This window comes from Propionibacterium freudenreichii subsp. freudenreichii (genome assembly GCF_000940845.1).
Classification (GTDB): Bacteria; Actinomycetota; Actinomycetes; order Propionibacteriales; family Propionibacteriaceae; genus Propionibacterium; species Propionibacterium freudenreichii.
This window is the reverse complement of record NZ_CP010341.1, coordinates 73,301-99,364: the sequence shown is the minus strand read 5'-3', so window position 1 is coordinate 99,364 and position 26,064 is coordinate 73,301. Positions and strand designations below refer to the sequence as shown.

Here is a 26,064-nt window from a genome sequence, read left to right as displayed (position 1 = left end):
TTGCAGTGCACGCGCGTGGACGCCATCATCACCCGCTCGTCGGTCAGACCCGCGCGGCGCAGGCGTCCTGCCTGGAGCTCCCCGAAGCGGCGTCATTCGACCATGCAGTTCACAGTGACGTCCCGCTGCAAGGGACCCGCATCGCCGAGCTCCAGCGAGCCGAGGGCCTTGTCAAACGATTCCTTCGCAGAAACGTCATAGGCCTTGGTGTAGGCGTGGAGGCCCTTGAATTTCTTGAGTTCGGCCAGCGCACTACCGCCCCGCGTGGCGGGATCTTCCAAATAATGGACCTCCCAGGCACAGAGCCACTGACGGTCAGCGTCGGTGACGCCGACCCCCTTCTCGTTGTGGACATCGGTCTCCAGGTGATGCCAGGGGCTTGGAGCGGAACGTCCGGGAGGCCAGGCGAGACTCGCCGCCTCGGCGTTGTACTCCGCCTCGGTCTGGAATCCGTCCATCGAATTATCGTCGTGGCTTCTTGAACAGCCACCAACTGCCAAGAGACTGACGCACAGGCCCAGAAATGCCATCTTCGAATAAAGGCGCATTGATTTCACTGACTCATATCCGGCTCTTCACGAACGAGGGTGTAGCGGGTTGAGCGTGTCGGTGGCCGGGTAGGGGTCGAGGTCTCCCTGAGGATGGAAGTTCTCACACTCGCCATCTGCCGGAAGACCTCGACGTGTCACACCCTACTTTCACTACACCTTGCCTGACCACGTTCTGCGGTCTCGACGAGCTCGGCCTGGAGGCTGTCGGGCAGCGTCTGGACCCGGATCGGGCGGTGATCGAGTGCCGTGTCGTGGAGCCGGACCGGTGGTGCCGCGAGTGTGGATGCGAGGGCGCCCCGCGCGACACGGTGATCCGTCGGCTCGCGCATGAGCCATTCGGGCATCGGCCCACGACCCTGCTGATCCGGGTCCGGCGCTACAAATGCTGCGGGTGTGGGCGGGTCTGGCGGCAAGACACCACGGCCGCCGCGCCGGTACGGGCGAAGATCTCCCGCGGTGGGTTGGCGTGGGGGCTGGCGGGCTTGGTCCTCGATCATCTCTCGGTCACGCGTGTCGCGGCAGGGCTGGGGGTGTCCTGGTCCGCCGCGAACGACGCGATCCTCGCCGAGGGCCGCCGGCGGCTGATCGATGACCCGGCGCGGTTCGAGGGCGTGACCACGATCGGCGTCGACGAGCACGTGTGGCGACACACCCGCCACGGCGACACGTACGTGACCGTGATCATCGACCTGACCCCGGTGCGCGACAAGACCGGCCCGGCACGGCTGCTGGACATGGTCGCCGGACGCTCGAAAGCCGTGTTCAAGACCTGGCTCGCCGCCAGACCGAAGCCCTGGCGAGAGGGGATCGAGGTCGTCGCCATGGACGGATTCACCGGGTTCAAGACCGCCGCCGCCGAAGAACTGCCCGACGCGGCCCCGGTCATGGATCCGTTCCACGTGATCCGGCTCGCCGGTGACGCGCTGGAGAACTGCCGACGCCGGGTACAGCACGACGTCTTCGGCCGGCGGGGCATGAAGGGCGATCCGCTCTACCAGGCCAGACGGACCCTGCTCACCGGTGCCGGTCTGCTCACCGACAAGCAGCAGGCGCGGCTAGATGCCCTGTTCGCCGAGGACAGGCACGTCGAGGTCGAAGCGACGTGGGGCATCTACCAAGACATGATCACCGCCTACCGGGACAAGGACCGCGGCCTGGGCAGATTCTTCCTCGCGCACACGATCGACAAGATCAGCGCCAGCGTCCCGGAGCAGCTCGTCGAGATCCGCAAACTCGCCCGCACCCTCACACAGCGCGCTTCGGACGTGCTCGGCTACTTCGACCGCCCCGGCACCAGCAACGGCCCCACCGAAGCGATCAACGGCCGACTCGAACACCTCCGCGGCACGGCCCTCGGCTTCCGCAACCTCAGCCACTACATCGCTCGGTCGCTGCTCGAAGCCGGCGGATTCAGACCCGCGCTACACCCTCGTTCGTGAAGAGCCTCATATCCTCCCACCAATGGATCATGCGTATTTCGGCGCAAGTGATCACCAAAGAGGGATCTCCCCCTGGCGAGACGCCAATACGGCCCGAAGAACGGGCAGCTACACCGACCTAGCAGCCGCCGGCCGCCTTCTATTTACTCTTGAACAGAGAACATTGACAGGATCACTGTCATCGCCGCGCCGAGCACCGCGAAGCCGCGGATGCTCGCCCGCATTGCGGGCATGCCATATTTCCCGCCTTCACGAGTTCGTCGTGGCCACATCCTCCGCGATGTACACCCGTGAAGGAAATCCAAGCAGATACCCGCGTCGGAACCGGCGGATCACAATGCGATTCTTCCCAGCGCGAAGAATTGCACCGTTATTCTCCTGATGGCACTGCTCCGCCACTGGAATCTGCCATGGGGCGATCGGTGAGTCCCGGCGGACCGTGGGCGCGTCCACCCGGCAAGGGCACCCTGCCCGACCGCACCGGGCGTCACGAAGCACCAGCCTGCTCGCCGGCAGGCGTAGGCTGCAGGAACATCGCCGGTAACCCGCGTCTGGCTGGACCGCGGGCAGTCGCAGCACGGACGGCGTATTCTCAGCCTGTGACCACATCTGTATTTGTTGCGTCCCCCGACGGCCGCGTTGACCTTAATTCCGCGGCACAGGCTATTGCCAAGGCGCTGGGACGCCAGGAATCCTCGACCACGGTTTTCACCCCGCTGAGCCACACGGCCGGCGCTGCGGTGGGCGCCACCTTCGCCGACTTCACCAACGACGAGGATGCCGCCCGCGCGGCCATCCTCGAGCGCTGCGCCGCCATCGACGGAGCAGTCGTCGCGGTGGGCACCGACTACACCGGCCCCACCGCACCCACCGAGCTGGCGCTCAACGCCAGCCTCGCCGCCGACCTGGCGCTGCCGGTGATCCTCGTGGTTGATGCCGCGCAGGGCCCCGAGTTCGCTGCGGCCTACGCCTGCACCACCACCGCGGCCTTCGCCAAGGAACATGCCACCGTGGCCGGCGTCGTATTCACGAACGGCGCCGCCCCCACCCTCAACGGCCTGCCGACCGCCAGCCTGGACGGCAACCTGGAGCCGCTGCTGGCCAATGCCGCAGCCACCAAGGTGACCACCCGCACCCCGGCACACTTCAACTATGAGCTCATGAGCCGCGCCAAGAGCGAGCTCAAGACCATCGTGATGCCCGAGAGCGAAGACCTGCGCATCCTCGAGGCCGCCAGCATCACCCTCGCCCGCGGCACCGCCAACATCGTGCTGCTCGGCGAGCGCGACGAAGTGATCGCCAACGCCAAGGCACACGGCTTCGACGTGAGCGGCGCCAAGATCATCTCGATGAACGACCCGCAGCTCATCGAGAGCTACGCCGCCAAGTTCGCGGAGCTGCGCGCCAAGAAGGGCGTCACGCTCGACCAGGCCCGCGAGACCATGAAGGACGGCGCCTACTTCGGCACCATGATGGTGTACATGGGTGCCGCCGACGGCCTCGTGTCCGGCGCCAACCACACCACCGCCAACACCATCCGTCCGGCCCTGCAGTTCATCAAGACCAAGCCGGGCACCAAGACCGTGTCGGGCGCCTTCCTGATGAGCCTGGCCGACCGCGTGCTGCTGTTCGCCGACTGCGCCGTCACCATCGACCCCACCCCCGAGCAGCTGGCCGACATCGCCATCGCCTCCAACGAGACCGCCAAGATGTTCGGCATCGATCCGCGCATCGCACTGCTCAGCTACTCCACCGGCACCAGCGGCAAGGGCCCCGAGGTTGACGCCGTGCGCGAGGGCTACGAACTCGCCACCCAGCGCGACCCGCAGGCCAAGCTGGCCGGCCCGATCCAGTTCGACGCCGCCATCGACCCGGTCGTCGGCAAGAAGAAGATGCCCGAGAACCCGGTGGCCGGCGACGCCACCGTGTTCGTGTTCCCCAACCTGAACTCGGGCAACATCGGTTACAAGGTGGCCCAGCGCACCGCCAACGCGGTGGCCGTCGGACCGCTGCTGCAGGGACTGCGACGTCCCGTGAACGACCTGTCGCGTGGCGCGACCGTTGACGACATCGTCAACACGATCATCATGACCGCCATCCAGGCACAGGGCGAGACCGGCCCGCTGGCCTGATCCAGCGGCTGCGGACGCGACGCCATGGGCGTCCACGCGCCCGCACCACGCATGCCCCGCGGTGGGTGGCCCGACACCGGGCTGCCCGCCGCACCCGCAACACCCCGCACCTCCTGCCCCACCAACACTGCCCCATCAATACGCACTGACAAGGAGAAACATGGCCAAGCCCATCCTGGTGCTCAACTGTGGTTCCAGTTCCATCAAGTACCAGCTGATCGACCCGGACGAGGAGACCGTGCTCGCCAAGGGCCTCGTCGAGCGCATCGGTGACGCCGGCAACGGCATCGTCACCCACGAGACCGACGGCCAGGAGTGGACCATCACCCCGCAGCTGCACAACCACACCGTGGCGCTGCAGGCCGTGTTCAAGATGTTCGACGACCACGGCCCCGGCCTGAAGAACGTGACCGCCGTGGCACACCGTGCCGTGCACGGTGGCGACCGCTTCGCCGCACCCGTGGTGATCGACGACGAGGTGATCGCGACCATGCAGGAGCTCGTGCCGCTGGCGCCCCTGCACAATCCGGCCGTGATCGAGGGCATCCGGGCAGCGCAGTCGCTGCTGGGCAATGTGCCCCACGTGGCCATCTTCGACACCGCCTTCTTCACGCAGCTGCCCGAAGAGGCCTACACCTACGCGATCGACCGCGACCTGGCCAAGCGCAACGCCATCCGCAAGTACGGCTTCCACGGCACCAGCCACCAGTACGTGAGCCAGCAGGTGCCGGCCGTAGTGGGCACCGACCTCGGCGAGCTCAACCAGATCGTCTGCCACCTGGGCAACGGTGCGTCCATCAGCGCCATCAAGGGTGGCAAGCCGATTGACACGTCGATGGGCCTCACGCCGCTGGCCGGCCTGGTGATGGGCACCCGCTCGGGTGACATCGACCCGGGCGTGTTCGCCTACGCCGCACGCTCCGAGGGCTGGAGCACCGAGCGCATCGACTCCGAGCTCAACAAGAACTCGGGAATGCTCGGACTCACCGGTGACACCGACATGCGTGACGTCGAGGCCGCCTTCGAGAAGGGCGACGAGGCCGCCGTCACCGGCATGAATGTGTACATCCACCGCCTGGTGTTCTACATCGGCGGCTACGCAGCACTGCTGGGCCGCCTGGACACGCTCACCTTCACCGCGGGCGTCGGCGAGAACTCGTCGTTCGTGCGCAAGATGGTCTGCGACCGGCTCGCCGGCCTGGGCGTGGTGCTCGACGAGGCCAAGAACGAGGCCCGCGACAAGGCCCCGCACCTGATTTCGGCCCCCGAGTCGAAGGTCAAGGTACTGGTGGTGCGCACCAACGAGGAGCTCGCCATGGCCAAGCAGACCGAGCATCTGCTGGCTTCCTGAGCCCACTGCTTGATGGACGGCCCGCCCGGCACCACCCGGCGGGCCGTCCGCTGCGCTCCTGTGGAACGTCAATCGCTCCGCTTCTCGGCTAGATTGGAGAACATGCCTACTGCACTGGTCACCGGCGGCAGCAGCGGTATCGGCTATGCATTCGCCACCGAGCTCGCCCGCCGCGGATACGACCTGGTGTTGGTGGCGCGCGACCCACAGCGGTTGGGATCGGCCGCCCGTGCGGTGCGCAACAAGTTCGGCGTGCAGGTGCACGAGCTCAGCGCCGACCTGTCCGACCACGACGACATCGCCCGCGTCGAGCAGGTCTTCGCCGACCGGCCCATCGACCTGCTCGTGAACGACGCCGGATTCGCCGCCCACGACGACCTGCTGAGCGACGACTGGTCGGGGCAGGTGCGGGCCCTTGACCTGATGTGCCTGGCGGTATTGGTGCTGTCGGGTGCGGCGGCGCGCGAGATGGTCAAGCGCGGCCGCGGTGAGATCATCAACATCTCGAGCATGAACTCCCTCATCCCGGCCGACAACTATGCGGCCATCAAGGCGTGGGTGAACAGCTACACCGAGGGCCTGGCGGCGCGTCTGGACGGCACGGGGGTGCACGCCAATGTGACGATCACCGCCTGGGTGAAGACCGAATTCCATGCGGCGGCGGGCCTTGATCGTCCGCGGATCCCCGACTGGGTGTGGGTGCCGGTGAAATCGGTGGTCAGGCTCGCCCTGGCCGATGTGCGACGCGGCAAGGTGCGGTCGGTGCCCACCCTGCGCTGGCGCTTCGCCGCCTGGGTGCTGCAGCACGGGCCGTTGGCCCTTCCCCGCCGGGTGTCGCACTGGGTGCAGTCGGAGCACGACAACAATCGCATCGGCGGCCCTGACGAGCCCCGCCCGGAGGACGTCTGATGGATCTCGCGCGCAACCCGAAGCTGTACAAGTCGACGACGGCGTCCATCGCCCGCAATATGGTGCGGATGGCGCTGATAAGGCCTGCCGTCGACGCCGCCATCAAGGTGCACGTGCACGGGCTGGAACACCTTGACGGGCTGGAGTCGCCGTTCATCGTGACGCCCAACCATTCGGGCCATTTCGACGGCCCCCTGGTGATGTTGACGATGCCCAAGCGGCTCACCAAGAACCTGGCGACCGGTGCGGCCGCCGACTATTTCTTCAACCACTGGTACAAGGCCTTCGGCACGCAGCTGCTGATGAACGCCTTCCCCGTGGACCGCGGCTCGATGCATGGCCATCGCGGCCTGGCGTCGGCGCTGCTCGAGAGCGGCATCTCGCTGCTGATCTTCCCCGAGGGCACGCGGTCGCGTACTGGCGGGATGGGTCGGTTCAAGCCGGGTACGGCCGCGCTGGCGATCTCGCACAATGTGCCGATCGTGCCCGTCGCGCTGGTGGGTGCCTGGGCGGCGTGGCCGCCGAGCCGGGCGCGCTGGGTGCCCGGGCGTCCTGACGTGCACGTGGTCTACGGCTCGCCGATGCGGGCCGACCCCGGCGAGATCGCGCATGCCTTCAGCGAGCGGGTGCGCCGCAAGATCATCGAGATGCACGACACCACGGCGCGCGCCTATTCGATGCCCACGCAGGCCGAGATGATGCACCTGGCCGCCATCGAGGGCGCCAAGAAGGACATCGAGGCCGAGCAGAAGAAGAAGCGTTCCCGCGACAAGAAGCACCGCGACGACGAGTAGGTGCGGTGCGCCGTGATTGGGTGCCGTGATCGGGTGCGTGGCGACTCCTGCGGTGTGATTCGGCCGCGGCGGGTGGTCGTCCCGGGCCGTGATCCGGTGTGTGGCGACTCCTGCGGCGCGATTCGGCCGCGGCGGGTGCGCGTCCCAGACCATGATCGGACGGCCCGAGCACACACCGGGCACACATAGGTGCGGATTGAGCACCGTAGACAGTGCTTTATCCGCACCTATCTTCTGTGGACCGGCCGACGCCCACCCCACCGAGCACTCAGTGGACACCTGTGCGGCGTCATTACCGCACAACTGCCCACTCAGGGGGAAAACCGGCGGCGAAACGAGCCAGGACCCGGCGTCCGCAGCGCGAAGTAGCTTCAGTGAGGACTTTTGCAGGGTAGACGACGTAAAAGTCCTCCCTGAAGCAGATTGACCGGCCGACGCCCGCCCCACCGAGCACTAAGTGGACATGGGCGCCCGGCAAGAACCAGCAGCCCCAAGAACCCGCAGCCCTTCGCGCGCCTGTCAGCCGCTGGCTGATCACCCTTGGTGCACTGAACGCACGGTGTTACTCTCAACACATGCATCAGGTACTTGCCCTCGCCGCCGTGCGGAGCTCTGCGTACTCTTCGCATTCCTGTTGTTGCTGAGCCAGCTGACCGTCCGCTGCTGAATCATCGGCGTTGACGCCTGGCATCCCCGTGGACGCACCCACCAACCCGGAACAACCGGACCTGTGCGACGTCCACCCCGCTGAGATCGCTCGGCTCCGGAAGGACCAGAGCCCGGGAGCACCCAGCTCCTGAAGGGTCCCGCTCGTGAGGACCCGGCCCCTACCGAACCGGGTACGGACCCCTCGGCCCTCACACCGGATTCCCCGCACTGGTTCCCCACTTGTGATCCACACAACTGGTTGTCCACACCGGTTCTCCCCAACTGGTGTCGCGCAGGGATTCACCCGCCCCGACCGACTCCCGGAGGCACCAGACCCGAGCGGGATCGCCGCGGGGTCACCACCCGGGAGCCCCAGCACGATGACCGACCCGATGCCAGCAGTCCCCCGATCCCGGCCCCCTCACAATCCCCCTCACCTTCACAGTTCCTTCCGCTTCAGGAGTTTCCATATGTCTGCAACAGCTGCCTCCGCTCCCCTCACCGGGCGTGTCCGGCCCGGCCCCGGGCAGGTTGACGTGCGCGGGCCCCGCTTCGGCGCCGCGATCACCTCGGTGCTGCTCATCGCCGCCCTCGTGCTCGGCCCGTGGCCCGGCGTGATCGTGCTGGCCATCCAGACGCTCGCCTTCGCGGCGGGCGCGGTGCTGGGCGTCTCGCGCCAGCCCTACGGCCTGTTCTTCCGCAGCGTCGTGCGTCCGCGCATCGCACCGGCCAGCGAATTCGAGGACGCCGCAGCGCCCCGCTTCGCCCAGGGCGTCGGACTGGCCTTCGCCATCGCCGGACTTGCCGGCGTCGTCTTCTCGCTGCCGGTGCTGTTCTACGTGGCCGTCGCGTTCGCCCTGGTGGCAGCGGGCCTCAATGCGCTGTTCGGGTTCTGCCTCGGGTGCGAGATGTACCTGCTGGGCAAGCGCCTCTTCGGCAGCTCCCGGCCCTCCACCGGCAACGCCACACAGACGGGATGACACCATGACAGGACTATGGGTAGCAATCGGCGCGGTGGCCGTGGTGCTCGCCTTCGGCGGCTACCGCAAGCTCACCGACGGCCGGGCCCGTGAGGCCGCCCTCGACGAACCCACCCTGGGCCCCACCGAGCTCGGCACACCGCTGGGTTCCACCGCAACCTTCGTGCAGTTCTCGTCGAAGGTGTGCGCGCCGTGCGTGGCCACCGGCAGGTTGCTGTCGGGCCTCACCGCCCAGCGTGACGACGTGAACCACGTGGAGATCGACGGCGAGGAACGCCTCGACCTGGTGCGCGAGTTCGGCATCAACCGCACCCCCACCGTCTTCCTGCTCGACCCCGATGGCGCCATCCGCTATCGCTTCGTCGGGCCCTCACGCAAGGCCGAGTTCGTCGACGCATTGGCGGAACTACAGGCCGCCTGACGTCGCCGTCCCCGCGAGGCCTTCGGCGACGCGAATGGGCGCGGCTCCCTGCGGGGAGTTCGCGCCCATTTGTGCGCCCCGATGCGGATCACGGCACCCTGGACATGCCCCCGCGACTACCGGGAACCGCGCGCGACCGGCCGCCGGCCCGTCCCCGGCATCGGCGGCCCGCGGCAATCCGACAGGCGCCCGGAATGTCGGTGGCAATCGCTAGGCTGAGCGCATGAAGCCCACCCCCGGTAACCCGCCCCGCATCGTTGCGGTGGTCGTGGCCTGGAACCGTCGTGAGCTGCTCACCCAGTGCCTTGATGGCCTGGCCGGCCAGACCCGGCCGGCCGATGCCGTCATCGTCGTGGACAATGCGTCCACCGATGGTTCCGGCGACATCGCCCGCGATCACCCGGTGGTCACCGAGGTGATCACCATGCCCACCAATACCGGTGGGGCAGGCGGCTTCACCACCGGCATCGCCGCCGCCATGGCGCGTCAGCGGGCCGACGGCATCTGGATCATGGACGACGACACCGTGCCCACCAGCACCGCCCTGCAGGCCCTTCTCGACACGGCCCGGCTCTATCCCCGCGAGCTTGCCGTGCTGGCCAGCCGCGCCGACTGGTCCGACGGCCGCGAGCACCCCATGAACACCCCCCGCACCCGACTGGACGCCTCGCCCCGCGAGAAGGCCGACGCCGCACGGCTGGGATGCCGCCCGATCCGCTCGGCGTCGTTCGTGTCCATCCTGATCAACGCCGAGGCAGTGCGCGAATGCGGCCTGCCGATGGCCGACTACTTCCTGTGGAACGACGACTTCGAGTACACCGCGCGCCTGCTGCGCCACCATGAGGGGCTCTACGTGCCGGCCAGCCGCGTGCGCCACCTCACCCGGGCGTTCGGCGATTCGGGGGCGGATCCGGGGCCGCGCTTCTACCAGGAGGTGCGCAACAAGGTCTGGCTGTTCACCCGCTCCCGCGCCCTGACGCGCTGGGAGAAGCTGATCTACGGCGCGTCGACGCTGCGGCGCTGGGCGCACACGCTGCGCACCTCGGGCAACCGCCGGGTGCTGTCGCGTGGCCTGCGCACCGGCCTGCGCGACGGACTGCGCGCCGGGCCACGCAGCAATGGCCGGGTGCTTGCCGGCACCCCCGCCGAGTCGGACATCGAGGCCCTGGCGAAGGAGCCCGCATGACGGCGTTCAGCGTGCTGCTGCCGGTCTACGCCGGCGACGAGCCGGAGTTCTTCGCCCGCGCACTGGCGTCGATCAGCACCGACCAGATCCTGCGTCCCAATGAGATCGTGATCGTGCGCGACGGGCCGGTGCCGCCCGAGTTGGAAGAGGTGATCGCCCACGCGTCCGACGGCAGTGCCGTGGGGGACATCCCCGTGACGCTGGTGCGCATCAACCGGAACCGGGGCCTGGCCGCCGCCCTCGAGCTGGGCCTGGAGGCATGCCGCTACGAGATCGTGGCTCGCGCCGACGCCGACGACATCTCGGTGCCACACCGGTTCTCACGCCAACTCCCGGTGATCGCCGGCGACGCGCCGGGCGAGCCCGACGGCTACGACCTGGTGGGCTCGGCCATCCAGGAATTCAACGACGACGAGCACCATCCGGGCATGGTCCGTCGGCTGCCCCAGGACGGCGACGAGATCCGCCGGGTGGCCCACTTCCGCGACCCCTTCAACCACCCCACCGTCGTGTACCGCAAGAGTGCCGTCGCCCGTGCGGGTGGCTACCAGCATCTGTCCAAGATGGAGGACTACTGGCTGTTCGCCCGCATGCTGCAGTGCGGCGCGCGGGTGACGAACCTGCCCGATCCGCTGGTGCTCTACCGGGTGGGATCGGGTGCCTACAAGCGGCGCGGCGGCGTCGAGATGCTGGGCAGCGAGCTGGCGCTGCAACGAGCCTTCGTGCGCTCCGGATTCGTCAGCCACCTGGTGGGGGCGCGCAATGTCGCGGTGCGTGGGTTGTACCGCCTGGTCCCCACCGGCCTGCGGCAGCGTGCATACCGCACGATGATGAGGCTGGTGGGCAGGCGTTGAGAGCTGCCGGCCCGTCGCGCGAGCAGGCGCGACGCCTGTTCGCCGCAGCGCCCGTGGGCGCGCTGGGGGCCGGTTTCGCGCGCCCGGATCGTGCGGCCGCGCATGATAACGTCCAAAAGATCTGTGGTGGCGAGGGTACCGGCCGGCCACACGTCCCGGTATCAAGGAGCTTCGTATGCGGGTAGCGCTTCTGTGCGAGGTTGACCAGGCGGTTTATCACGTCGGCGACGAGGCCATCGGAATCGCCAGCGCGGCACAGCTGCGGCAGCGCGGACACGAGGTGGTGATGATCTCGCGTCAGGAGAAGTACGGACCCGGCGGGCAGCCACACGCCGAGTCGATCCCGGCACTCACCTTCCCCTGGCCGCTGGACGAGCGCGACCGCTACCTGGCCGAGATCCGCAAGGTGCTGTCGGGAAACCACGTGGCCCTGCCTGCCAAGGACAAGCTGTTCAAGATCATGAACCAGCTGCGCGGCGTCGACGCCCTGGTGATCGGTGGCGGCGGCAGCCTCAACTCCAACTTCGGCTGGCTGGTCTATGAGCGCCTGGCCACCGCCCTGGTGGCGTCCTTCCTCGACATCCCGGTGGTGCTCAGCGGGCAGAGCCTGGGGCCCTTCCTGCTGCTCAGCGACCGCGCCGCACTCAAAGAACTGCTCGAGCTGTGCCAGCTGGTGGGCGTGCGCGACGCCGACAGCTATCGGCTGGCCACGCAACTGTGCCCCGAGCATCCGGCGATCTTCCAGACCCTCGACGACGCCGTGCTGCTGGACGCCGACTGGGACCATCCCAAGGCCAACCGGATCAGCGTCACGCTCGGCGACAACGCCGAACCCTTCGCCGAACACGACTATGTGTCCATCATGGCTGCCCTGATCGACGGCCTGGCGCAGCGCACCGGCGCCGAGGTGGAGTTCGTGCCGCACATGGCCGATCCCGACCGTCCGCGCAGCGATGTGCGCATCCACAAGCTGGTGGCCGCGCAGATGAGCCATCAGGCCACGCTGCTGCCCATCGAACAGGCGGTTGACGCCACCACCCGGCTGGCCGCCTCGCGATGGGCGCTCACCACCCGCTTCCATCCGGTGGTCTTCGGACTGCTGTCCGGCACCCCGGTGCTGCCGATCACCCTCGGCCGCTATGCCCGCAGCCGCGTCGATGGCGCCCTGGCGAACTGGGGCCGCAGCAACGCGTCGGTGCCCTTCGCGGCCCTGTGGGACCCGGCGACCGGTGCCCTGCGTGCCGATGTCGCCGACGCGGTGCTCGATGCCCTGGTGGCCGGCGCCGACGCCGAACGCAGCGCCGCGCTGGCCGTGCGCCCCGAGCGCCTGGACGCCGCCAGCCGCTGGTGGGACCAGGTGGTTGCCGTGCTCGACGAGGCCAGTGACACCGCCGATGACAGTGATCGCGCCGACGCGAGCAACCCGGCCGAGGCCCCCCGCGATGCCACACACGACGCTGCCACCCCCGACAGCGCCGCCCCGCTCGGCGGACCCGCCGCGCTCGACCAGGTCGACCGCTTCACCGGCGACGTCGCCGCGGCGATTGCCCCCTTCCGCTATGCACCGGCTGCCGGCGCCGACCGCACGGTGGCGTTGATCATGCGCACGCAGAACCGCCCCGGCTTCCTCGACCGCGCCGTCCAGGACGTGCTGGAGCAGGCCTGGGCTGACTGGCAGCTGGTGGTGGTCAACGACGCCGGCGACACCGACCAGGTGGCGTCCGTACTCGACCGCTACCGCAGCGAGCTCGGCGATCGACTCACCGTGGTGAACAATCCCGTGTCGCACGGCATGGAGGCCGCCTCCAACGTGGGGCTGGCCAACTCGCACAGTGAATTCGTCAACATCCACGACGACGACGACAGCTGGCAGCCGCGGTTCCTGCTCGAGACGCTCACGCACCTGCGTGCCCATCCCGACGAGGAGGCCGTCGCCACCCGCACCACGATCGTGATGGAGCGGCAGGTGGGCCCCGACTGGGTGACCTATGAGCGCTTCCCGTCGTGGCCCGATCTGCATGCGATGCGCCTGCTCGACTTCGTGAAGCTCAACCGCATCGTGCCGATCTGCCTGGTCTACCGGCGTGCCGTGCACGACCGGGTGGGGCTGTACGCCGAGGACTATCCGGTGATCGGCGACTACGTCTTCCACCTGCGCCTGCTACAGGCCGGCGAGGTGGGCTTCATCGACCACGCCCTGGCCAACTGGCACCATCGTCCGCTGCAGCCCGCCGAGGGGACGGCCGGCAACTCGATGTACACCAACAGCTCCGACCACACCGAGTACGACCTGTTGCTGCGCAACAAGGCCCTCAAGGAATGGACCGACAAGAACGGCCTGGGCCTGCCCCTGTTCATCAGCAAGGAACTGGAGCGCGAGACCGACCACCTGGAGCAGAAGATCCAGGAGGTGGTGGACGCCCTGGGCACCCAGCAGCAGCTCATCGCCGACCTGCAGGTGCAGCTACGCGCCACCGACCATGCGGTGCGCGCCGGGGGCGGGTTCAACTTCGCCAAGCGCCAGTACCAAGTGGCCCGCGGCTATCTGAGCCGCGCGGCGGGACGCATCACCGGCCGCCTGTAGTGGCACGGTTCCGGGCACCGATGTCGGGGTCGTGGCACGGCGCGGCCGTGGCAGGTCCGGAGCCTGAACCGGGGCCCTGAACCCGGGCCCGAGCCTGGAGCGGGGCCGAGGGTCACTCGGTGCTGCGCAGGAACTCCACCGCGTCGTCGACGTCGCCGTCGAAGGTCACCCGGCCCTGCGCCAGCACCACGCCGCGATCGCAGATGCCGCGCACCATGTCGAGGTCGTGGCTGACCACCACAAGTGTCTGCCCGCCGGCCTTGAGTTCCTTGATCTTGGCGATGCACTTGCGCTGGAACGGCTCGTCGCCCACCGTGAGGATCTCGTCGATGAGGAAGATGTCGGGCTCGGAGTGTGCGGCAACCGCGAAGGCCAGGCGCAGGAACATGCCCGAGGAGTAGAACTTCACCTCGGTGTCGATGAACTTCTCGATCTCGCTGAAGTCGACGATGCGCTGGAACTTCTCGTCGATCTCCGACTCGCTCATGCCGAGGATCGCGCCGTTGAGGTAGACGTTCTCACGCCCGGTGAGGTCGGGATGGAAGCCGGCGCCCACCTCGATCAGGCCGGCGATGCGGCCACGAATGGCCACCTCGCCCTTGTCGGGCATCATGACGCCCGACAGCAGCTTCAGTGAGGTGGACTTTCCCGAGCCGTTGAAGCCCAGCAGCGCCACCGACTCGCCCTGGTGGATGTCGAGGTTGACGTCGTCGAGGGCCAGGAAGCTCTCCGAGAGCTCGCCCTTGCGGCCCTTCATCGTCCACACCAAGTACTCCTTGATGGAGTGCGTGTGGTGCAGGGTGAAGCGCTTGTCCACATCGCGCAGCCGCGCGACCACCAGGTTGGGATCGACCATCACCGTGGATTCAACAGGCTCGCTCATCACAGCTCCTGGGCAAACTTGCCCTCGTTGGCACGGAAGACCATCTGGCCCAGCACCAGGATGATCAGCGAGATGAGCAGCGCCACACCCGACCACATCACCCAGTGCGGTGGCATCAGCTCGGCCATCGACCGGGTGGCGGTGACGCCCCGGGTGGGCACCCAGAACGCATAGTGCGACAGCTCCACCGACATCGCCAGCGGATTGCACTGGTAGATGTTCCACAGCCAGCCGGGCACCACCGACTGCACCATGCTCCAGTTGTAGAACACCGGCGACACCCACAGGGCCACCATGGCGATCAGGTCAACCAGGTTCTCGGCGTCGCGGAACATCACATTCCACGCGGCAAAGGCCAGGCCCAGGCCCAGCGCGAAGATGGCGACCATGGCGATCGACAGCAGTCCGGCCATCACATTGAGCATCGTGGGCCGCCAGCCGACGATCAACGCCCCCAGCAGCAACACGGCCAGCTGGGGCACGAAGTGCACGAACGCCACCCACAGGCTCGACACCGGGAACAATTCGCGGGGCAGGTAGATCTTGCCCACCAGTGGCGCATTGTTGACGATCGAGCGGGTGGTGTTGCCCATCACCTCATTGAAGAAGTTGATCATCACCATGCCGGCGAACAGGTAGATGACGTAGTTGGTCATCGACGCCGACAGGCGCAGGAACTTACCCATCGCCATGTAGTAGACGAGCAGCTGCACGGCCGGCTTGACGTAGCTCCACAGCATGCCAAGCACCGAGCCGCGGTAGCGGACGCGCAGTTCCTTCTTCACCAACAGGTTGAGGAGGAAGTGCCACTTCGGCACGTCGAGCAGGCCGTTGGAGTGCCCGGGGGCATGCAACGGCAGCGACGCCAGATCAGACGAACTCACAGGCTCAATTTTCCTCGCCCGCAGGCGGCTCGCCAAGGGGACGATGCTCAATGCCGAACAGTTCCTCCCATTGCTCGAAGGACGTCAGCTGCGGCAGCGCCTCCTTGTACTCGTCGCGCAGGCGCGGCCACTCGTGCAGGATCCGGGCCTGGTTGGCCGCCGACTCGGCAAGCATCCGACGCATCTCGGCCGGCTCGCGCTTGTACCAAGCGATGCCGGTGCCCTCGGCGTTGGTCACCAGCGCGGAATCCCACTGCGCGGTGTTCCACCACTTGTTGTCCTTGAAGGCGATCTCGGTCTGCGGGTTGTCGAGGTGGCCCGGGCGCGGACGCCGGAACTGGCGCAGCACCGCCTTGGCACCCTCGGCCATCTTCAGGAACCGGGAGCTCTCCACCGACCGCTTGCGGGGACGCTTCGGCTTCGGCGCATGGATGTCGGGGAAGTCCTCGTATTCCTTCTTCAGCGTCGAATCGGAGAAGTCCTTCGCGGCGGCGCGGATGGCGGGCAGCTTGGTGGCCAGCAGGCCGGGCAGCGTGCCGGGCCCCGCCAACAGGTCACGCTGGGCCTGCAGGCGTCCCATCACCGTGTAGTACTGCATCGACACCAGGTGCTTCAGATCGAGCTTCTGCGAATTGCTGACGATGTCGCCGCCGCGCGGGAACGGGCTGTGCAGCAGCGCCGAGATATAGCGGTTGCGATCGTGGAAGTAGGCCTGCCAGCCCACCAGGTCGTCCTTGTCCACCCAGCTGATGTGCCAGACGGCGGCACCGGGCAGGGAGACCGTGTTGTAGCCGGCCTCCTTGGCGCGCAGGCCGTACTCGGCGTCGTCCCACTTGATGAAGACGGGCAACGACAGGCCGATCTCCTTGATGACGCTCACCGGGATGAGGTCCATCCACCAGCCGTTGTAGTCGACGTCGGTGCGCTGGTGCAGCCATTCGGTGGAGCGCAGGCCGCCATCGTCGGGCTTGCCGCCGCCGTGCACGAAGTCATGGCCCAGCGACTGGTCGGGATGGGGCAGTGCCGGCTGCCAGTAATAGGGCTCGACCACTTCGCCGTAGGTGTGCAGCACCGTGCGGTTGAACAGGTCGAACATGTGGCCGCCCACCAGGGTGGGCTTCTTGCACATGTCGGCGAAGGTGACCAGCCGGATGATGCTCTCGGTCTCCAGGCTGATGTCGTCGTCAAGCAGGATCACATAGTCGGACTTGCCGCGGGTGGCGCCCTCGTACATGCCGCGCGAGAAACCGCCCGAGCCGCCGAGGTTGGCCTGGTCGATCACCACCAGCTGGTCGCCCAGCTCGGCCTTCACCTCGTCGAAGCCGGCGTATTCGGCCACCTTCTTCGTGCCCTGGTCGATGATCAGGATCTCGTCGACCACGTCGCGCAGGCTGACGTCGCCGGCCATCGCGCGCAGGTTCTTCACCACATAGTCGGGCTTGTTGAGGGTGGTGGTGGCGAAGGTGGCGGTGCCGTGCGGCTGGCTGGCGGTGGGCACCCACCACTGCGCCGACTCGAGCACCATCTCGTTGTCGCCGGCCACCAGGTCGAACCAGTAGAAGCCGCCGTCGCCGAAGGTCTCCAGCGGAAGGTCGAAGACCTGCTGGTTGTGCTCGCCCGACACCTGCACCGACTGCACGCGCTGGCGGTTGCCGCGCGCGTTCGACTTGTACACCACGACGGTGCCCTGCCCGGAGGTGTTGACCACCAGGCGCACCGTGCGCACGACGCTCCACCGACGCCAGTAGCTGGCGGGGAAGGCATTGAAATAGGAGCCGAGGCTCATGCGCACGCCGGGGCGCACGGCGATCGAGTCGCGTCCACGCACGTCCTCTGGGTGGATGTGCGACTCCGACTCGTCCTCGTCGAGGTCGATGTACAGCGGCATCACGTCGAGGTCGGCGTCGCTGGGGAAGATCACCCGGGTGGCAACCCGGTAGCCATTGCTCTCGACCGACGACACCGGGGTGTCGCTGAAGTCGGAGACCATGGGCTGCTTTGCCGTGCTGACGCTCACTCGTCCACTCCTCCGCTGACCAGCGCCTCGCCATTGGCGAAGTGCGGCCGCACCTTGTTCTCATACATGCTCAGCGCCGAGCCGATGGCCATGTGCATGTCGAGGTACTTGTAACTGCCCAGGCGTCCGCCGAACAGGATCTGCGATTCGTGCTTGACCCGCTCGCGATATTTCAGCAGGGTCTCCCGATCCTCAGCGGTGTTCACCGGGTAATAGGGCTCGTCGTCACGCCCCGCAAAACGCGAATACTCGCGCATGATCACGGTGGCGTCCTTGGTGTAATCCCGCTCGGGATGGAAGTGGCGGAACTCGATGATGCGGGTGAAGTCAACATCGGCGTCGGGGTAGTTCATAACAGAGCAACCCTGGAAGTCCTCAATGTCGAGGATCTCTTCCTTCAGATCGATGGTGCGCCAGCCCAGGTTGCCATCGGCGTAGTCGAAGTAGCGGTCAACCGGGCCGGTGTAGATCACCGGGATCGAGCCAATGACCTTCGACTTCGAGTACTCCTGCGAGTCATCGAAGAAGTCGGTGTTCAATCGCACCTCAATATTGGGATTGGTGATCATCCGCTCGAACCAGGCGGTGTAGCCGTGCACTGGAAGGCCCTCGTGGGTGTCGTTGAAGTAGCGGTTGTCGTAGGTGTAGCGCACCGGAAGGCGGCTGATGATCGACGCGGGCAGGTCCTTCGGGTCGGTCTGCCACTGCTTGCCGGTGTAGTACTTGATGAACGCCTCATAGAGCGGACGCCCAATGAGCTGAATGCCCTTGTCATTGAGGTTCGTCGGGTTCGTGCCGGCGAGTTCTCCGGCCTGTTCGCGCACCCAGTCACGGGCCTGTGCTGGCGACAGTGCCGAGCGCAGGAATTGGTTGATGGTGCCCAGATTGATGGGCATCGGGAAGACTTCGCCCTGATGGTTTGTGTACACGTGGTGCACATAGCCGGTGAAGTCGGTGAACTGGTTGACGTACTCCCACACCTTCTCATTGGAGGTGTGGAACAGATGCGCGCCATAGCGGTGCACCTCAATGCCGGTGGCCTCGTCCTTCTCGGAATAGGCATTGCCCCCGATATGGTCCCGCCGATCGAGCACCACCACCTTGAGACCGAGCTCATTGGCCGCGCGCTCCGCGATGGTCAGGCCGAACAGGCCAGCGCCCACGACCACCAAGTCTGCTTGCACCGAAGTACTCCCTCATAGGTCAACGTTGTGGCGGACACCCCATGGCTACCGCCCCTTCACGATAACCGACGACGCCCCGCACGGGTGGGAGCCAACCCGGTCGCATCCCGACCCATGGGGCAATGCCTGTCATGGTCCGCACCATGGACCGACACCGCCAATTGCCGCCTGTGCCCACAGGTCTAACGGTCAACCGTGGGTTGAGGTCCAGAGTGGCACAAACCACCGACGGCGCGCAGTATGCATCACGCTGAAGTTTTTGTGCCCACTCAACCAACAGGAGGACGAGCTCGTGCTAGCAGGGCCCTCTAAGAAGAGCATTCCCTATACGCGCACTGCCGGTTTCATTCTGGCAGCCATCCCAGCGGTAGGCCTGTCCCTCGCCCTAGCCCCCTCACATGCCTCTGCCGACACCGTCTCTGAGACCCCTGCCAGTCCGGCGGCAACGTCGGCCAGCACCTCTGCGTCGTCGGGCACCACCAGCTCCAGCAGCTCTGCGACACCTGTCCTAGCCACAAGTGAGACGTCCACCACGCCAAAGACCATCACCGTCTCGGGTGCCATCGGCGATCTCTACACGGCCATGGATGGCGCCGACGGCGAGCTCGGCCTGGCCACTGCATCGGAGACCCCCCTTACCGGTGGTGGCGTCTGGCAGCAGTTCCAGCATGGACGCATCTACTGGTCGCAGGCCACCGGCGCGCATGCCATCAAGGGCGGCATCGGCGATACCTATGTCGCGTTGGGCGATGCCGCGCTGACCAAGCTCGGTCTGCCCACCTACGATGAGGTGAAGCTGCCTGACGGTTGGTACCAGCAGTTCCAGAACGCTGGCATCTACTGGACCAATGACGGCGGAAAGGTCGTCACCAGCGATGTGGCGGCAAAGTACGCCGCCCTGGGCAAGACCACGTCCGCAACCGCGACGGCGTCGAGCGCGCCGTCTGCAACCGCTTCCACGTCGACAGCAACCACGGCCACGAGCGCCAACTCCGCAGCGGATGCGACCACCAAGACCAGTAGCAACTCATCAGCCGCCAACACGGCATCGGCCAAGAGCACCGCGCAGCCCACCACCGCGGCCACGAGCGCGTCGACGCCGGCAACGCCAACCCCCGCGAACAGCTCCAGCTCGTCGAGTGCAAGCCCAGCGACCCCCTCGGCGGCAGCCCCCTCAACAACCCAGTCACCGACCGCCCAGGCCCCGACGACCCAGGCCCCGACCAGCGCCATCGCTGATGCGGTGGCGCCATCTGCGCAGATCGCGACTTCGGGTGCGATCGGAGATCTGTACAACCAGCTGGGCGGTGCCAACGGAGTGCTTGGTGCGGCCACCTCGTCAGAAACTGCCCTCAGCGGGGGCGGCGCCTGGCAGCAGTTCGCCAACGGACGCATCTATTGGTCGCAGGCCACCGGCGCGCATGCCATCAAGGGCGGCATCGGCGATGTCTACTTTGCGATGGGTGATTCTGCGCTCACCGATATCGGACTGCCCACGGGCGACGAGAGGGATCTCGGCAACGGCATGTGGGTGCAGCAGTTCCAGAACGGCCGCATCTTCTGGAGCGGAGCCACTGGCGGACACGCCACCAACGGCGATATTGCAGCGGCCTATGCGGCACTTGGGGATTCGGCATACAGCTATCTCGGGTTGCCCACGGCTGACCCAGTCTCCGTTCGAAGTGGCGTAATGCAGAGCTTCCAGAGCGGCCGCATCTTCTGGTCGCCAACCACTGGAGCCCATATCGTCCACGGTGGGATCAACGACACCTACACGTCCCTGGGTTCCTCCGCGTTCGCTGATCTGGGACTCCCCACAAGCGACGAGGCTGCGGTTGCGAATGGATGGGCACAGCAGTTTGAGAAGGGCAGCATCTTCTGGAGTTATGCCACCGCTGGAGTCGTTGTCCATGGCAATATCGGTGCGATCTATGCCAGCCTCGGCACTGATGGGCCAGCAAGTCTTGGTCTGCCCTCTGGGCAGGTAACTACTTTGGCCGATGGCTCCCAGTACCAGCAGTTCCAGCGCGGACTCATCTATTGGAGCCAGGCGAGCGGTGCACGCATCGTGCATAACGGCATCGGCGACACCTTCGCAGCCATGGCAAGCGCGCCAAGTGCCATGGGCATGCCCACCGGCGACGAAGTTGATCTCGGCAATGGTGCATGGATGCAGCAGTTCCAGAACGGCCGCATCTATTGGAGCGGCGCCACCGGCGGACACGCCATCAAGGGCGGAATCGGCGACACCTTCGCGGCAATGGGCGACTCGGCCTATGGGCTGCTCGGCCTGCCCACCGGCGACGAGACGGTTCTTTCCAATGGCTGGTTCCAGCACTTCCAGAACGGAAGCATTTTCTGGAGCTATCCCACTGCCGGCATTCTCGTCAAGGGCGGCATTGGCGACACCTTCGCGGCGCTCGGGGAATCCGCCTTGTCTACCCTCGGCGCCCCCGTCAGTGGTGAACTCAGCCTCGGCAATGGTGCATGGATGCAGCAGTTCCAGAACGGCCGCATCTATTGGAGCGGCGCCACCGGCGGACACGCCATCAAGGGCGGAATCGGCGACACCTTCGCGGCAATGGGCGACTCGGCCTATGGGCTGCTCGGCCTGCCCACTGGCGACGAGGTCTCCCTGCCTGCCGGTTGGTACCAGCAGTTCCAGGGCGGCCGCATCTACTGGTTCGGTCCGACCGGTGGTCATATGGTGCGGGGCGGCATCGGGGACTCCTATGTCAACCAGGGTGCCTCAACCGGTCTGCTCGGCCTGCCTACCAGCAGCGAGATCAGTGCGGACGGGGGGAGTTACCAGGTCTTCCAGGGTGGTCGCATCTACTGGAAGGACGGACTGGGAAGCGGCACCGTGCGCGGCGCGATGCTTGACGCCTACCTCAGCATGAATGCGTCGTCGGGCCTGCTCGCCTTCCCGCGGGGAGGAGAGGTCGCCATCGCTGGCGGCGCCCTACAGGACTTCGAGGGCGGACGCCTCTACTGGCATCCCAACAGCTATGCCTACCTGGTGCGCGGCGCCATCGGAGCCACCTATGACGCATGGGGTGGTTCGAGCGGCGCGCTGGGCTTTGCCACCAGCAATGAGAATCCAACCGCTGACGGCACCATCCAGAGCTTCCAGAATGGCACTATCGCCTGGAAGAACTCCGGTGGCACCGTGGTCAATGTGGTCAAGGGAGGCATCGGCGACACCTTCACAGCAATGGGCAACTCAGCCTACGGCCTACTCGGATTGCCCACGAGCAACGAGATCACCCTGCCCAACGGTTGGTACCAGCAGTTCCAGGGCGGCCGCATCTACTGGAGCGGCCCAACTGGTGGCCATATGGTGCGCGGCGGCATCGGCGACTCCTACATCAACCAAGGCGCGTCAACCGGACTACTCGGACTGCCGACAAGCAGCGAGATCAGCGCCGACGGAGGGAGCTACCAGGTGTTCCAAGGCGGGCGCATCTACTGGAAGGACGGCCTTGGGAACGCCACTGTGCGTGGCGCGATGCTTGACGAGTATCTCAAGCTTGGCGCATCCTCAGGCCTGCTTCAGTTCCCCCGTGCCGGCGAGGCCGCTATCAATGGCGGCGTCTCCCAAGATTTCGAGGGCGGACGCATCTACTGGCGACCGAACAACTACGCCTATGCGGTGCGCGGCGCCGTCGGAGCAACCTACTTCGCCTGGGGTGCGTCCGATGGCGCACTAGGCTTCCCCACCAGCGATGAGGCACCCACCGACGACGGCACCATCCAGACCTTCCAGAATGGCACTATCGCCTGGAAGAACTCCGGTGGCACCGTGGTCAATGTGGTCAATACGGGCGGCTCCAAGCCAGCCGCGGGTGACGAGGCCGGCTATATCCGATGGGTTGCTGGGTTCGCCCAGGAAGAGCAGCGCCGATATCGGGTTCCGGCTGCCGTGTCGATTGCCCAGTCGATCATCGAGAGTGGCTGGGGCCAGAGCAGCTTGACCGCAGTGGACAACAACTACTTCGGCATCAAGTGCCCTGCCTACGGCAGCCCCTTCGTCTCGGGGTGCACCTCGTACTCGACCAGCGAGTGGGTGAATGGCGGTTATGTCACCATTCAGGCGGGCTTCCGCAGCTACAACAGCCCGGGTGATTCCTTCCTCGACCATGGCTTCTTCCTGAGCCTGGGCGATCCGAGCAACTCGGCCAACCGCTATTACCCGGCCTTCCTGACCACCAATGATCGGGACTTCGTGCGGGCGATCGCGGCTGCCGGATATGCCACCGATCCCACCTATGCGAACAAGATCATCTCGATCATGGATCGCTACAACCTCTATCAGTACGACGTCTGATCGACGCCATACTCACGCAGATGGGGCCGGGCAGTCATTGCGACTGCCCGGCCCCATCCACATCTGTCCCCGTTCGCCGGGCGGGAGATCGTGCCAGCTCGGTGAAGGCCCTGATTGCTAGGCTGCCGCTATGGCTCGACTACTCGTCACCGGCGGTGCCGGTTTCATCGGCTCCAACTTCGTTCACCATGTGCTCGACCACACCGACGACACGGTGGTGGTGCTCGACAAGCTCACCTACGCCGGAAATATGGGCTCGCTGGAGGGCCTTCCGGCCGACCGCTACAGCTTCGTCAAGGGAGACGTCTGCGATCGTGAGCTCGTCGACAAGCTGGTAGCGGATGCCGATGCCGTGGTTCACTTCGCCGCCGAATCGCACAATGACAATTCGCTCCTCGACCCGGCGCCCTTCGTGCAGACGAATCTGGTGGGCACCTTCAGCCTGCTGGAGGCCGTCCGCGCCCATGACGTGCGCTATCACCACATCTCCACCGATGAGGTCTACGGCGACCTCGCCCTGGACGATCCGGCAAAGTTCGAGCCCGAGACCGCGTACAACCCGTCGAGCCCCTATTCGTCGACCAAGGCGGGGTCCGATCTGCTCGTGCGCGCCTGGGTGCGCAGCTTCGGCGTGCGCGCCACCATCAGCAACTGCTCCAACAACTACGGGCCGCGTCAGCACGTCGAAAAGCTGATTCCCCGCCAGATCACCAACATCATCGACGGCGTGCGCCCCCGGCTGTACGGCGACGGGCTCAATGTGCGCGACTGGATCCACGTGGACGACCACAATGCCGCGGTGCTCACGATCCTCGACAAGGGACGCTACGGCGAGACCTACCTGATCGGGGCCGACGGCGAACTCAACAACAAGACGGTGATCGAGAAGATCCTGGTGGCCATGGGCCAGCCCGCCGACGCCTATGACCATGTCACCGATCGCCCCGGACACGACCGGCGCTATGCGATCGATTCCACCAGGTTGCGCACCGAGCTGGGCTGGCAGCCGCACTACCGCGACTTCGATGCCGGCCTGGCGCACACCATCGACTGGTATCGCGCCAACGAATCGTGGTGGCGCCCACAGAAGGCCGCCGTCGAAGCCAAGTATGCGGCGCAGGGGCACTGACACCATGGCGCTTGACCACGAGAAGCAGCTGGCCGCCACCACCACCCCGATTCCGGGCTTCCTGGTGTTCGACCTCACCGTGCACGGCGACAACCGGGGCTGGTTCAAGGAGAACTGGCAGCGCGCCAAGATGACCGCGCTGGGTCTGCCCGACTTCGGCCCGGTGCAGAACAACATCTCGTTCAACGATGAGGTGGGCGTCACCCGCGGCATCCATGCCGAGCCCTGGGACAAGTTCATCTCGGTGGCCACCGGCCGCGTCTTCGGCGCCTGGGTGGACCTGCGCGAGGGTCCCAGCTTCGGCACCGTGTTCACCTGCGAGATCGATCCCGGCGTGGCCGTCTACGTGCCGCGGGGCGTGGGCAACGCCTACCAGACGCTGGAGCCGAACACCGCCTACACCTACCTGGTGAATGCGCACTGGTCGCCCGAGGCGAAGTACACCTTCCTCAACCTGGCCGATGAGACCGTGGCCATCGACTGGCCCATTGCGCTGGACGACGCGATCCTGTCGGACAAGGACCGCGCCCATCCGCGCCTCGACGCGGTGACGCCCTTCCCCCCGGCGATGCCGAGGGTGCTGGTGACCGGTGCCCACGGCCAGCTGGGACGCGCGCTCATGGCGCAGCTGCCCGATGCCGGCTTCCTCCCGGTGGGCGTCGACCTCGACAAGCTCAACATCGCCGACCGGGCCAGTGTGGACGCCTACGACTGGAGCACCGTCGACGTCATCGTGAATGCGGCGGCCTGGACCGACGTCGATGGTGCCGAGACCGCCCAGGGCAGGCCGCGGGCATGGGCCGCGAACGCCACCGGGCCGGCAAACCTCGCCCGGGTTGCCACCGAGCACGGGCTCACGCTGGTGCACATCTCGTCGGAATACACCTTTGACGGCACCCGGGCACCGCATCGCGAGGACGAGATGCCGAGCCCCCTGGGCGTCTACGGGCAGTCGAAGGCCGGCGGCGACGCCGCCGTGGCCGCCACGCCCAGGCATTACCTGGTGCGCACCAGCTGGGTGGTGGGCGAGGGCAAGAACTTCGTGCGCACCATGGTTGACCTGGCCGGGCGCGGCATCGCCCCCAAGGTGGTGGACGACCAGGTGGGACGCCTCACCTTCACCACCGACCTGGCCGCCGGCATCATCCACCTGCTGCGCCACGGCGCCGCCTGGGGCACCTACAACCTGTCCAACGAGGGCACCCCGCTGAGCTGGGCCGCGGTGGCCAAGCGCGTCTTCGCCCTGAGCGGCCACGACCCGCAGGATGTGTCACCGATCAGCACGGCGGAGTACTTCGCCGGCAAGGACGCCGCACCGCGCCCCGCCGACAGCACGCTGGACCTCACCCGCATCGAGGCCACCGGCTTCCGTCCGCCCTCCATGGAGGAGCGCCTGGACGCCTATGTGGCGCAGTTGCGCCGGGACGGGTCCGGACAACAGCCGACAGTGAACCGCCCTGATTGATTGGGAATATGAACGGCTGTTTGCCAGTCGCGGTAGATCCGAATCAATATCCCCAACAATCTGGTACCAGAATCATTTCGAGGCCAGGCATGAGCGAGTGATGCGCTTGCGCGCCGCCCACTGATATACCGCTGCGACAACTAGTCTTGTCGTCATGCCCCGGAACGAAGCATCGCCCACGAGAATCGGAGTGGTGCAGCGTCTCGTGCCGCAGAGTGTGCGGGGCGACGCGGTCCTGGGGCTGGTCGTGGTTCTTCTCACTCTGGTTGGCGCCTGGCGCGTATCGCCGTGGCTGGACGAGGTCGCCACGGCACACGTCGTGAGTT

19 protein-coding genes are annotated in these 26,064 nt (G+C 66.5%); 13 read left to right on the top strand and 6 right to left on the bottom strand.

The features are described 5' to 3' along the window. Window positions 1–92 precede the first annotated feature (92 nt). On the bottom strand, window positions 93–458 hold the full coding sequence (locus RM25_RS00405; RefSeq protein ID WP_044635851.1) for a hypothetical protein: 366 nt from the start codon (window positions 456–458) through the stop codon (window positions 93–95). A gap of 224 nt (window positions 459–682) precedes the next feature. On the opposite strand from RM25_RS00405, the gene RM25_RS00400 reads away from it, so the two are divergent. The 10 genes from RM25_RS00400 (at window position 683) to RM25_RS11640 (ending at window position 13,849) form a co-directional block, all read left to right on the top strand. Continuing rightward, entirely contained in the window at window positions 683–1,990 is a 1,308-nt protein-coding gene (locus RM25_RS00400) for an ISL3-like element ISPfr1 family transposase (protein WP_013159941.1), read from the top strand. Between the two features lie 599 nt (window positions 1,991–2,589). Beyond that, on the top strand, window positions 2,590–4,122 hold the full coding sequence (pta, locus tag RM25_RS00395) for a phosphate acetyltransferase (protein ID WP_044635850.1): 1,533 nt from the start codon (window positions 2,590–2,592) through the stop codon (window positions 4,120–4,122). Window positions 4,123–4,282: 160 nt separating this feature from the next. Further along, the gene (locus RM25_RS00390) at window positions 4,283–5,473 is read left to right on the top strand and encodes an acetate/propionate family kinase (protein WP_044635849.1); all 1,191 of its coding nucleotides are present in this window, start codon (window positions 4,283–4,285) and stop codon (window positions 5,471–5,473) included. 102 nt (window positions 5,474–5,575) lie between these two features. Then, entirely contained in the window at window positions 5,576–6,382 is an 807-nt protein-coding gene (locus RM25_RS00385) for an SDR family NAD(P)-dependent oxidoreductase (protein ID WP_044635848.1), read from the top strand. Beyond that, a complete protein-coding gene (locus tag RM25_RS00380; protein ID WP_036940975.1) occupies window positions 6,382–7,176 on the top strand; it encodes a lysophospholipid acyltransferase family protein in 795 nt (264 codons plus the stop codon). The genes RM25_RS00385 and RM25_RS00380 overlap by 1 nt, the downstream gene beginning before the upstream one ends. Window positions 7,177–8,294: 1,118 nt before the next feature. Beyond that, on the top strand, window positions 8,295–8,804 hold the full coding sequence (locus RM25_RS00375; protein WP_044635847.1) for a DUF4395 domain-containing protein: 510 nt from the start codon (window positions 8,295–8,297) through the stop codon (window positions 8,802–8,804). Window positions 8,805–8,808: 4 nt separating this feature from the next. Continuing rightward, a complete protein-coding gene (locus RM25_RS00370; protein WP_036940972.1) occupies window positions 8,809–9,225 on the top strand; it encodes a thioredoxin family protein in 417 nt (138 codons plus the stop codon). Window positions 9,226–9,448: 223 nt separating this feature from the next. Further along, window positions 9,449–10,411 (top strand): glycosyltransferase, encoded by a 963-nt coding sequence (locus tag RM25_RS00365; protein ID WP_044635846.1) that lies wholly within the window; start codon window positions 9,449–9,451, stop codon window positions 10,409–10,411. Next, window positions 10,408–11,265, top strand: a complete 858-nt coding sequence (locus RM25_RS00360) for a glycosyltransferase (protein ID WP_013159988.1) — start codon at window positions 10,408–10,410, stop codon at window positions 11,263–11,265. The genes RM25_RS00365 and RM25_RS00360 overlap by 4 nt, the downstream gene beginning before the upstream one ends. 175 nt (window positions 11,266–11,440) lie before the next feature. Then, window positions 11,441–13,849, top strand: a complete 2,409-nt coding sequence (locus RM25_RS11640) for a polysaccharide pyruvyl transferase family protein (RefSeq protein ID WP_052809043.1) — start codon at window positions 11,441–11,443, stop codon at window positions 13,847–13,849. Window positions 13,850–13,961: 112 nt separating this feature from the next. On the opposite strand, the gene RM25_RS00350 is transcribed toward RM25_RS11640, so the two are convergent. From RM25_RS00350 to RM25_RS12680, 5 genes are all read right to left on the bottom strand, one after another. Further along, window positions 13,962–14,732, bottom strand: a complete 771-nt coding sequence (locus tag RM25_RS00350) for an ABC transporter ATP-binding protein (RefSeq protein ID WP_044635845.1) — start codon at window positions 14,730–14,732, stop codon at window positions 13,962–13,964. Then, the gene (locus tag RM25_RS00345) at window positions 14,732–15,616 is read right to left on the bottom strand and encodes an ABC transporter permease (RefSeq protein ID WP_044635844.1); all 885 of its coding nucleotides are present in this window, start codon (window positions 15,614–15,616) and stop codon (window positions 14,732–14,734) included. The genes RM25_RS00350 and RM25_RS00345 overlap by 1 nt, the downstream gene beginning before the upstream one ends. Window positions 15,617–15,620: 4 nt before the next feature. Then, window positions 15,621–17,633 carry a glycosyltransferase gene (locus RM25_RS00340; RefSeq protein ID WP_080774414.1) on the bottom strand — a complete coding sequence of 671 codons (2,013 nt, stop codon included), beginning with the start codon at window positions 17,631–17,633 and terminating at the stop codon, window positions 15,621–15,623. Beyond that, window positions 17,630–18,817 carry a UDP-galactopyranose mutase gene (gene glf / locus RM25_RS00335; RefSeq protein WP_044635843.1) on the bottom strand — a complete coding sequence of 396 codons (1,188 nt, stop codon included), beginning with the start codon at window positions 18,815–18,817 and terminating at the stop codon, window positions 17,630–17,632. Before glf ends, RM25_RS00340 begins: the two co-directional genes overlap by 4 nt. A gap of 324 nt (window positions 18,818–19,141) precedes the next feature. Continuing rightward, a complete protein-coding gene (locus tag RM25_RS12680) occupies window positions 19,142–19,381 on the bottom strand; it encodes a hypothetical protein (RefSeq protein WP_041703941.1) in 240 nt (79 codons plus the stop codon). Window positions 19,382–19,400: 19 nt separating this feature from the next. Between RM25_RS12680 and RM25_RS11635 the strand changes: the two genes are divergently transcribed. The 3 genes from RM25_RS11635 to RM25_RS00310 all read left to right on the top strand — a co-directional run bounded on the left by RM25_RS11635 (window position 19,401) and on the right by RM25_RS00310 (window position 25,738). Continuing rightward, the gene (locus RM25_RS11635; protein WP_052809042.1) at window positions 19,401–23,144 is read left to right on the top strand and encodes a glucosaminidase domain-containing protein; all 3,744 of its coding nucleotides are present in this window, start codon (window positions 19,401–19,403) and stop codon (window positions 23,142–23,144) included. Between the two features lie 130 nt (window positions 23,145–23,274). Beyond that, window positions 23,275–24,273, top strand: a complete 999-nt coding sequence (gene rfbB, locus RM25_RS00315; RefSeq protein WP_013159981.1) for a dTDP-glucose 4,6-dehydratase — start codon at window positions 23,275–23,277, stop codon at window positions 24,271–24,273. Window positions 24,274–24,277: 4 nt separating this feature from the next. After that, complete coding sequence (locus tag RM25_RS00310) at window positions 24,278–25,738, top strand: sugar nucleotide-binding protein (RefSeq protein WP_044636541.1); 1,461 nt, start codon at window positions 24,278–24,280, stop codon at window positions 25,736–25,738. The last annotated feature ends 326 nt before the right edge of the window (window positions 25,739–26,064 follow it).

Bases quoted from the DNA above. Each gene is read 5' to 3' on its own strand.
- RM25_RS00310 (WP_044636541.1), top strand. From the start codon at position 24,278: ATGGCGCTTGACCACGAGAAGCAGCTGGCCGCCACCACCACCCCGATT.
- rfbB (WP_013159981.1), top strand. From the start codon at position 23,275: ATGGCTCGACTACTCGTCACCGGCGGTGCCGGTTTCATCGGCTCCAAC.
- RM25_RS00375 (WP_044635847.1), top strand. From the start codon at position 8,295: ATGTCTGCAACAGCTGCCTCCGCTCCCCTCACCGGGCGTGTCCGGCCC.
- RM25_RS11640 (WP_052809043.1), top strand. From the start codon at position 11,441: ATGCGGGTAGCGCTTCTGTGCGAGGTTGACCAGGCGGTTTATCACGTC.
- RM25_RS12680 (WP_041703941.1), bottom strand. From the start codon at position 19,381: ATGGCACCCGAGACGGTGATGGTCTTTGGCGTGGTGGACGTCTCACTT.
- RM25_RS00360 (WP_013159988.1), top strand. From the start codon at position 10,408: ATGACGGCGTTCAGCGTGCTGCTGCCGGTCTACGCCGGCGACGAGCCG.
- RM25_RS00365 (WP_044635846.1), top strand. From the start codon at position 9,449: ATGAAGCCCACCCCCGGTAACCCGCCCCGCATCGTTGCGGTGGTCGTG.
- RM25_RS11635 (WP_052809042.1), top strand. From the start codon at position 19,401: ATGGATGGCGCCGACGGCGAGCTCGGCCTGGCCACTGCATCGGAGACC.
- RM25_RS00390 (WP_044635849.1), top strand. From the start codon at position 4,283: ATGGCCAAGCCCATCCTGGTGCTCAACTGTGGTTCCAGTTCCATCAAG.
- RM25_RS00405 (WP_044635851.1), bottom strand. From the start codon at position 458: ATGGACGGATTCCAGACCGAGGCGGAGTACAACGCCGAGGCGGCGAGT.
- RM25_RS00385 (WP_044635848.1), top strand. From the start codon at position 5,576: ATGCCTACTGCACTGGTCACCGGCGGCAGCAGCGGTATCGGCTATGCA.
- RM25_RS00380 (WP_036940975.1), top strand. From the start codon at position 6,382: ATGGATCTCGCGCGCAACCCGAAGCTGTACAAGTCGACGACGGCGTCC.
- RM25_RS00370 (WP_036940972.1), top strand. From the start codon at position 8,809: ATGACAGGACTATGGGTAGCAATCGGCGCGGTGGCCGTGGTGCTCGCC.
- RM25_RS00350 (WP_044635845.1), bottom strand. From the start codon at position 14,732: ATGAGCGAGCCTGTTGAATCCACGGTGATGGTCGATCCCAACCTGGTG.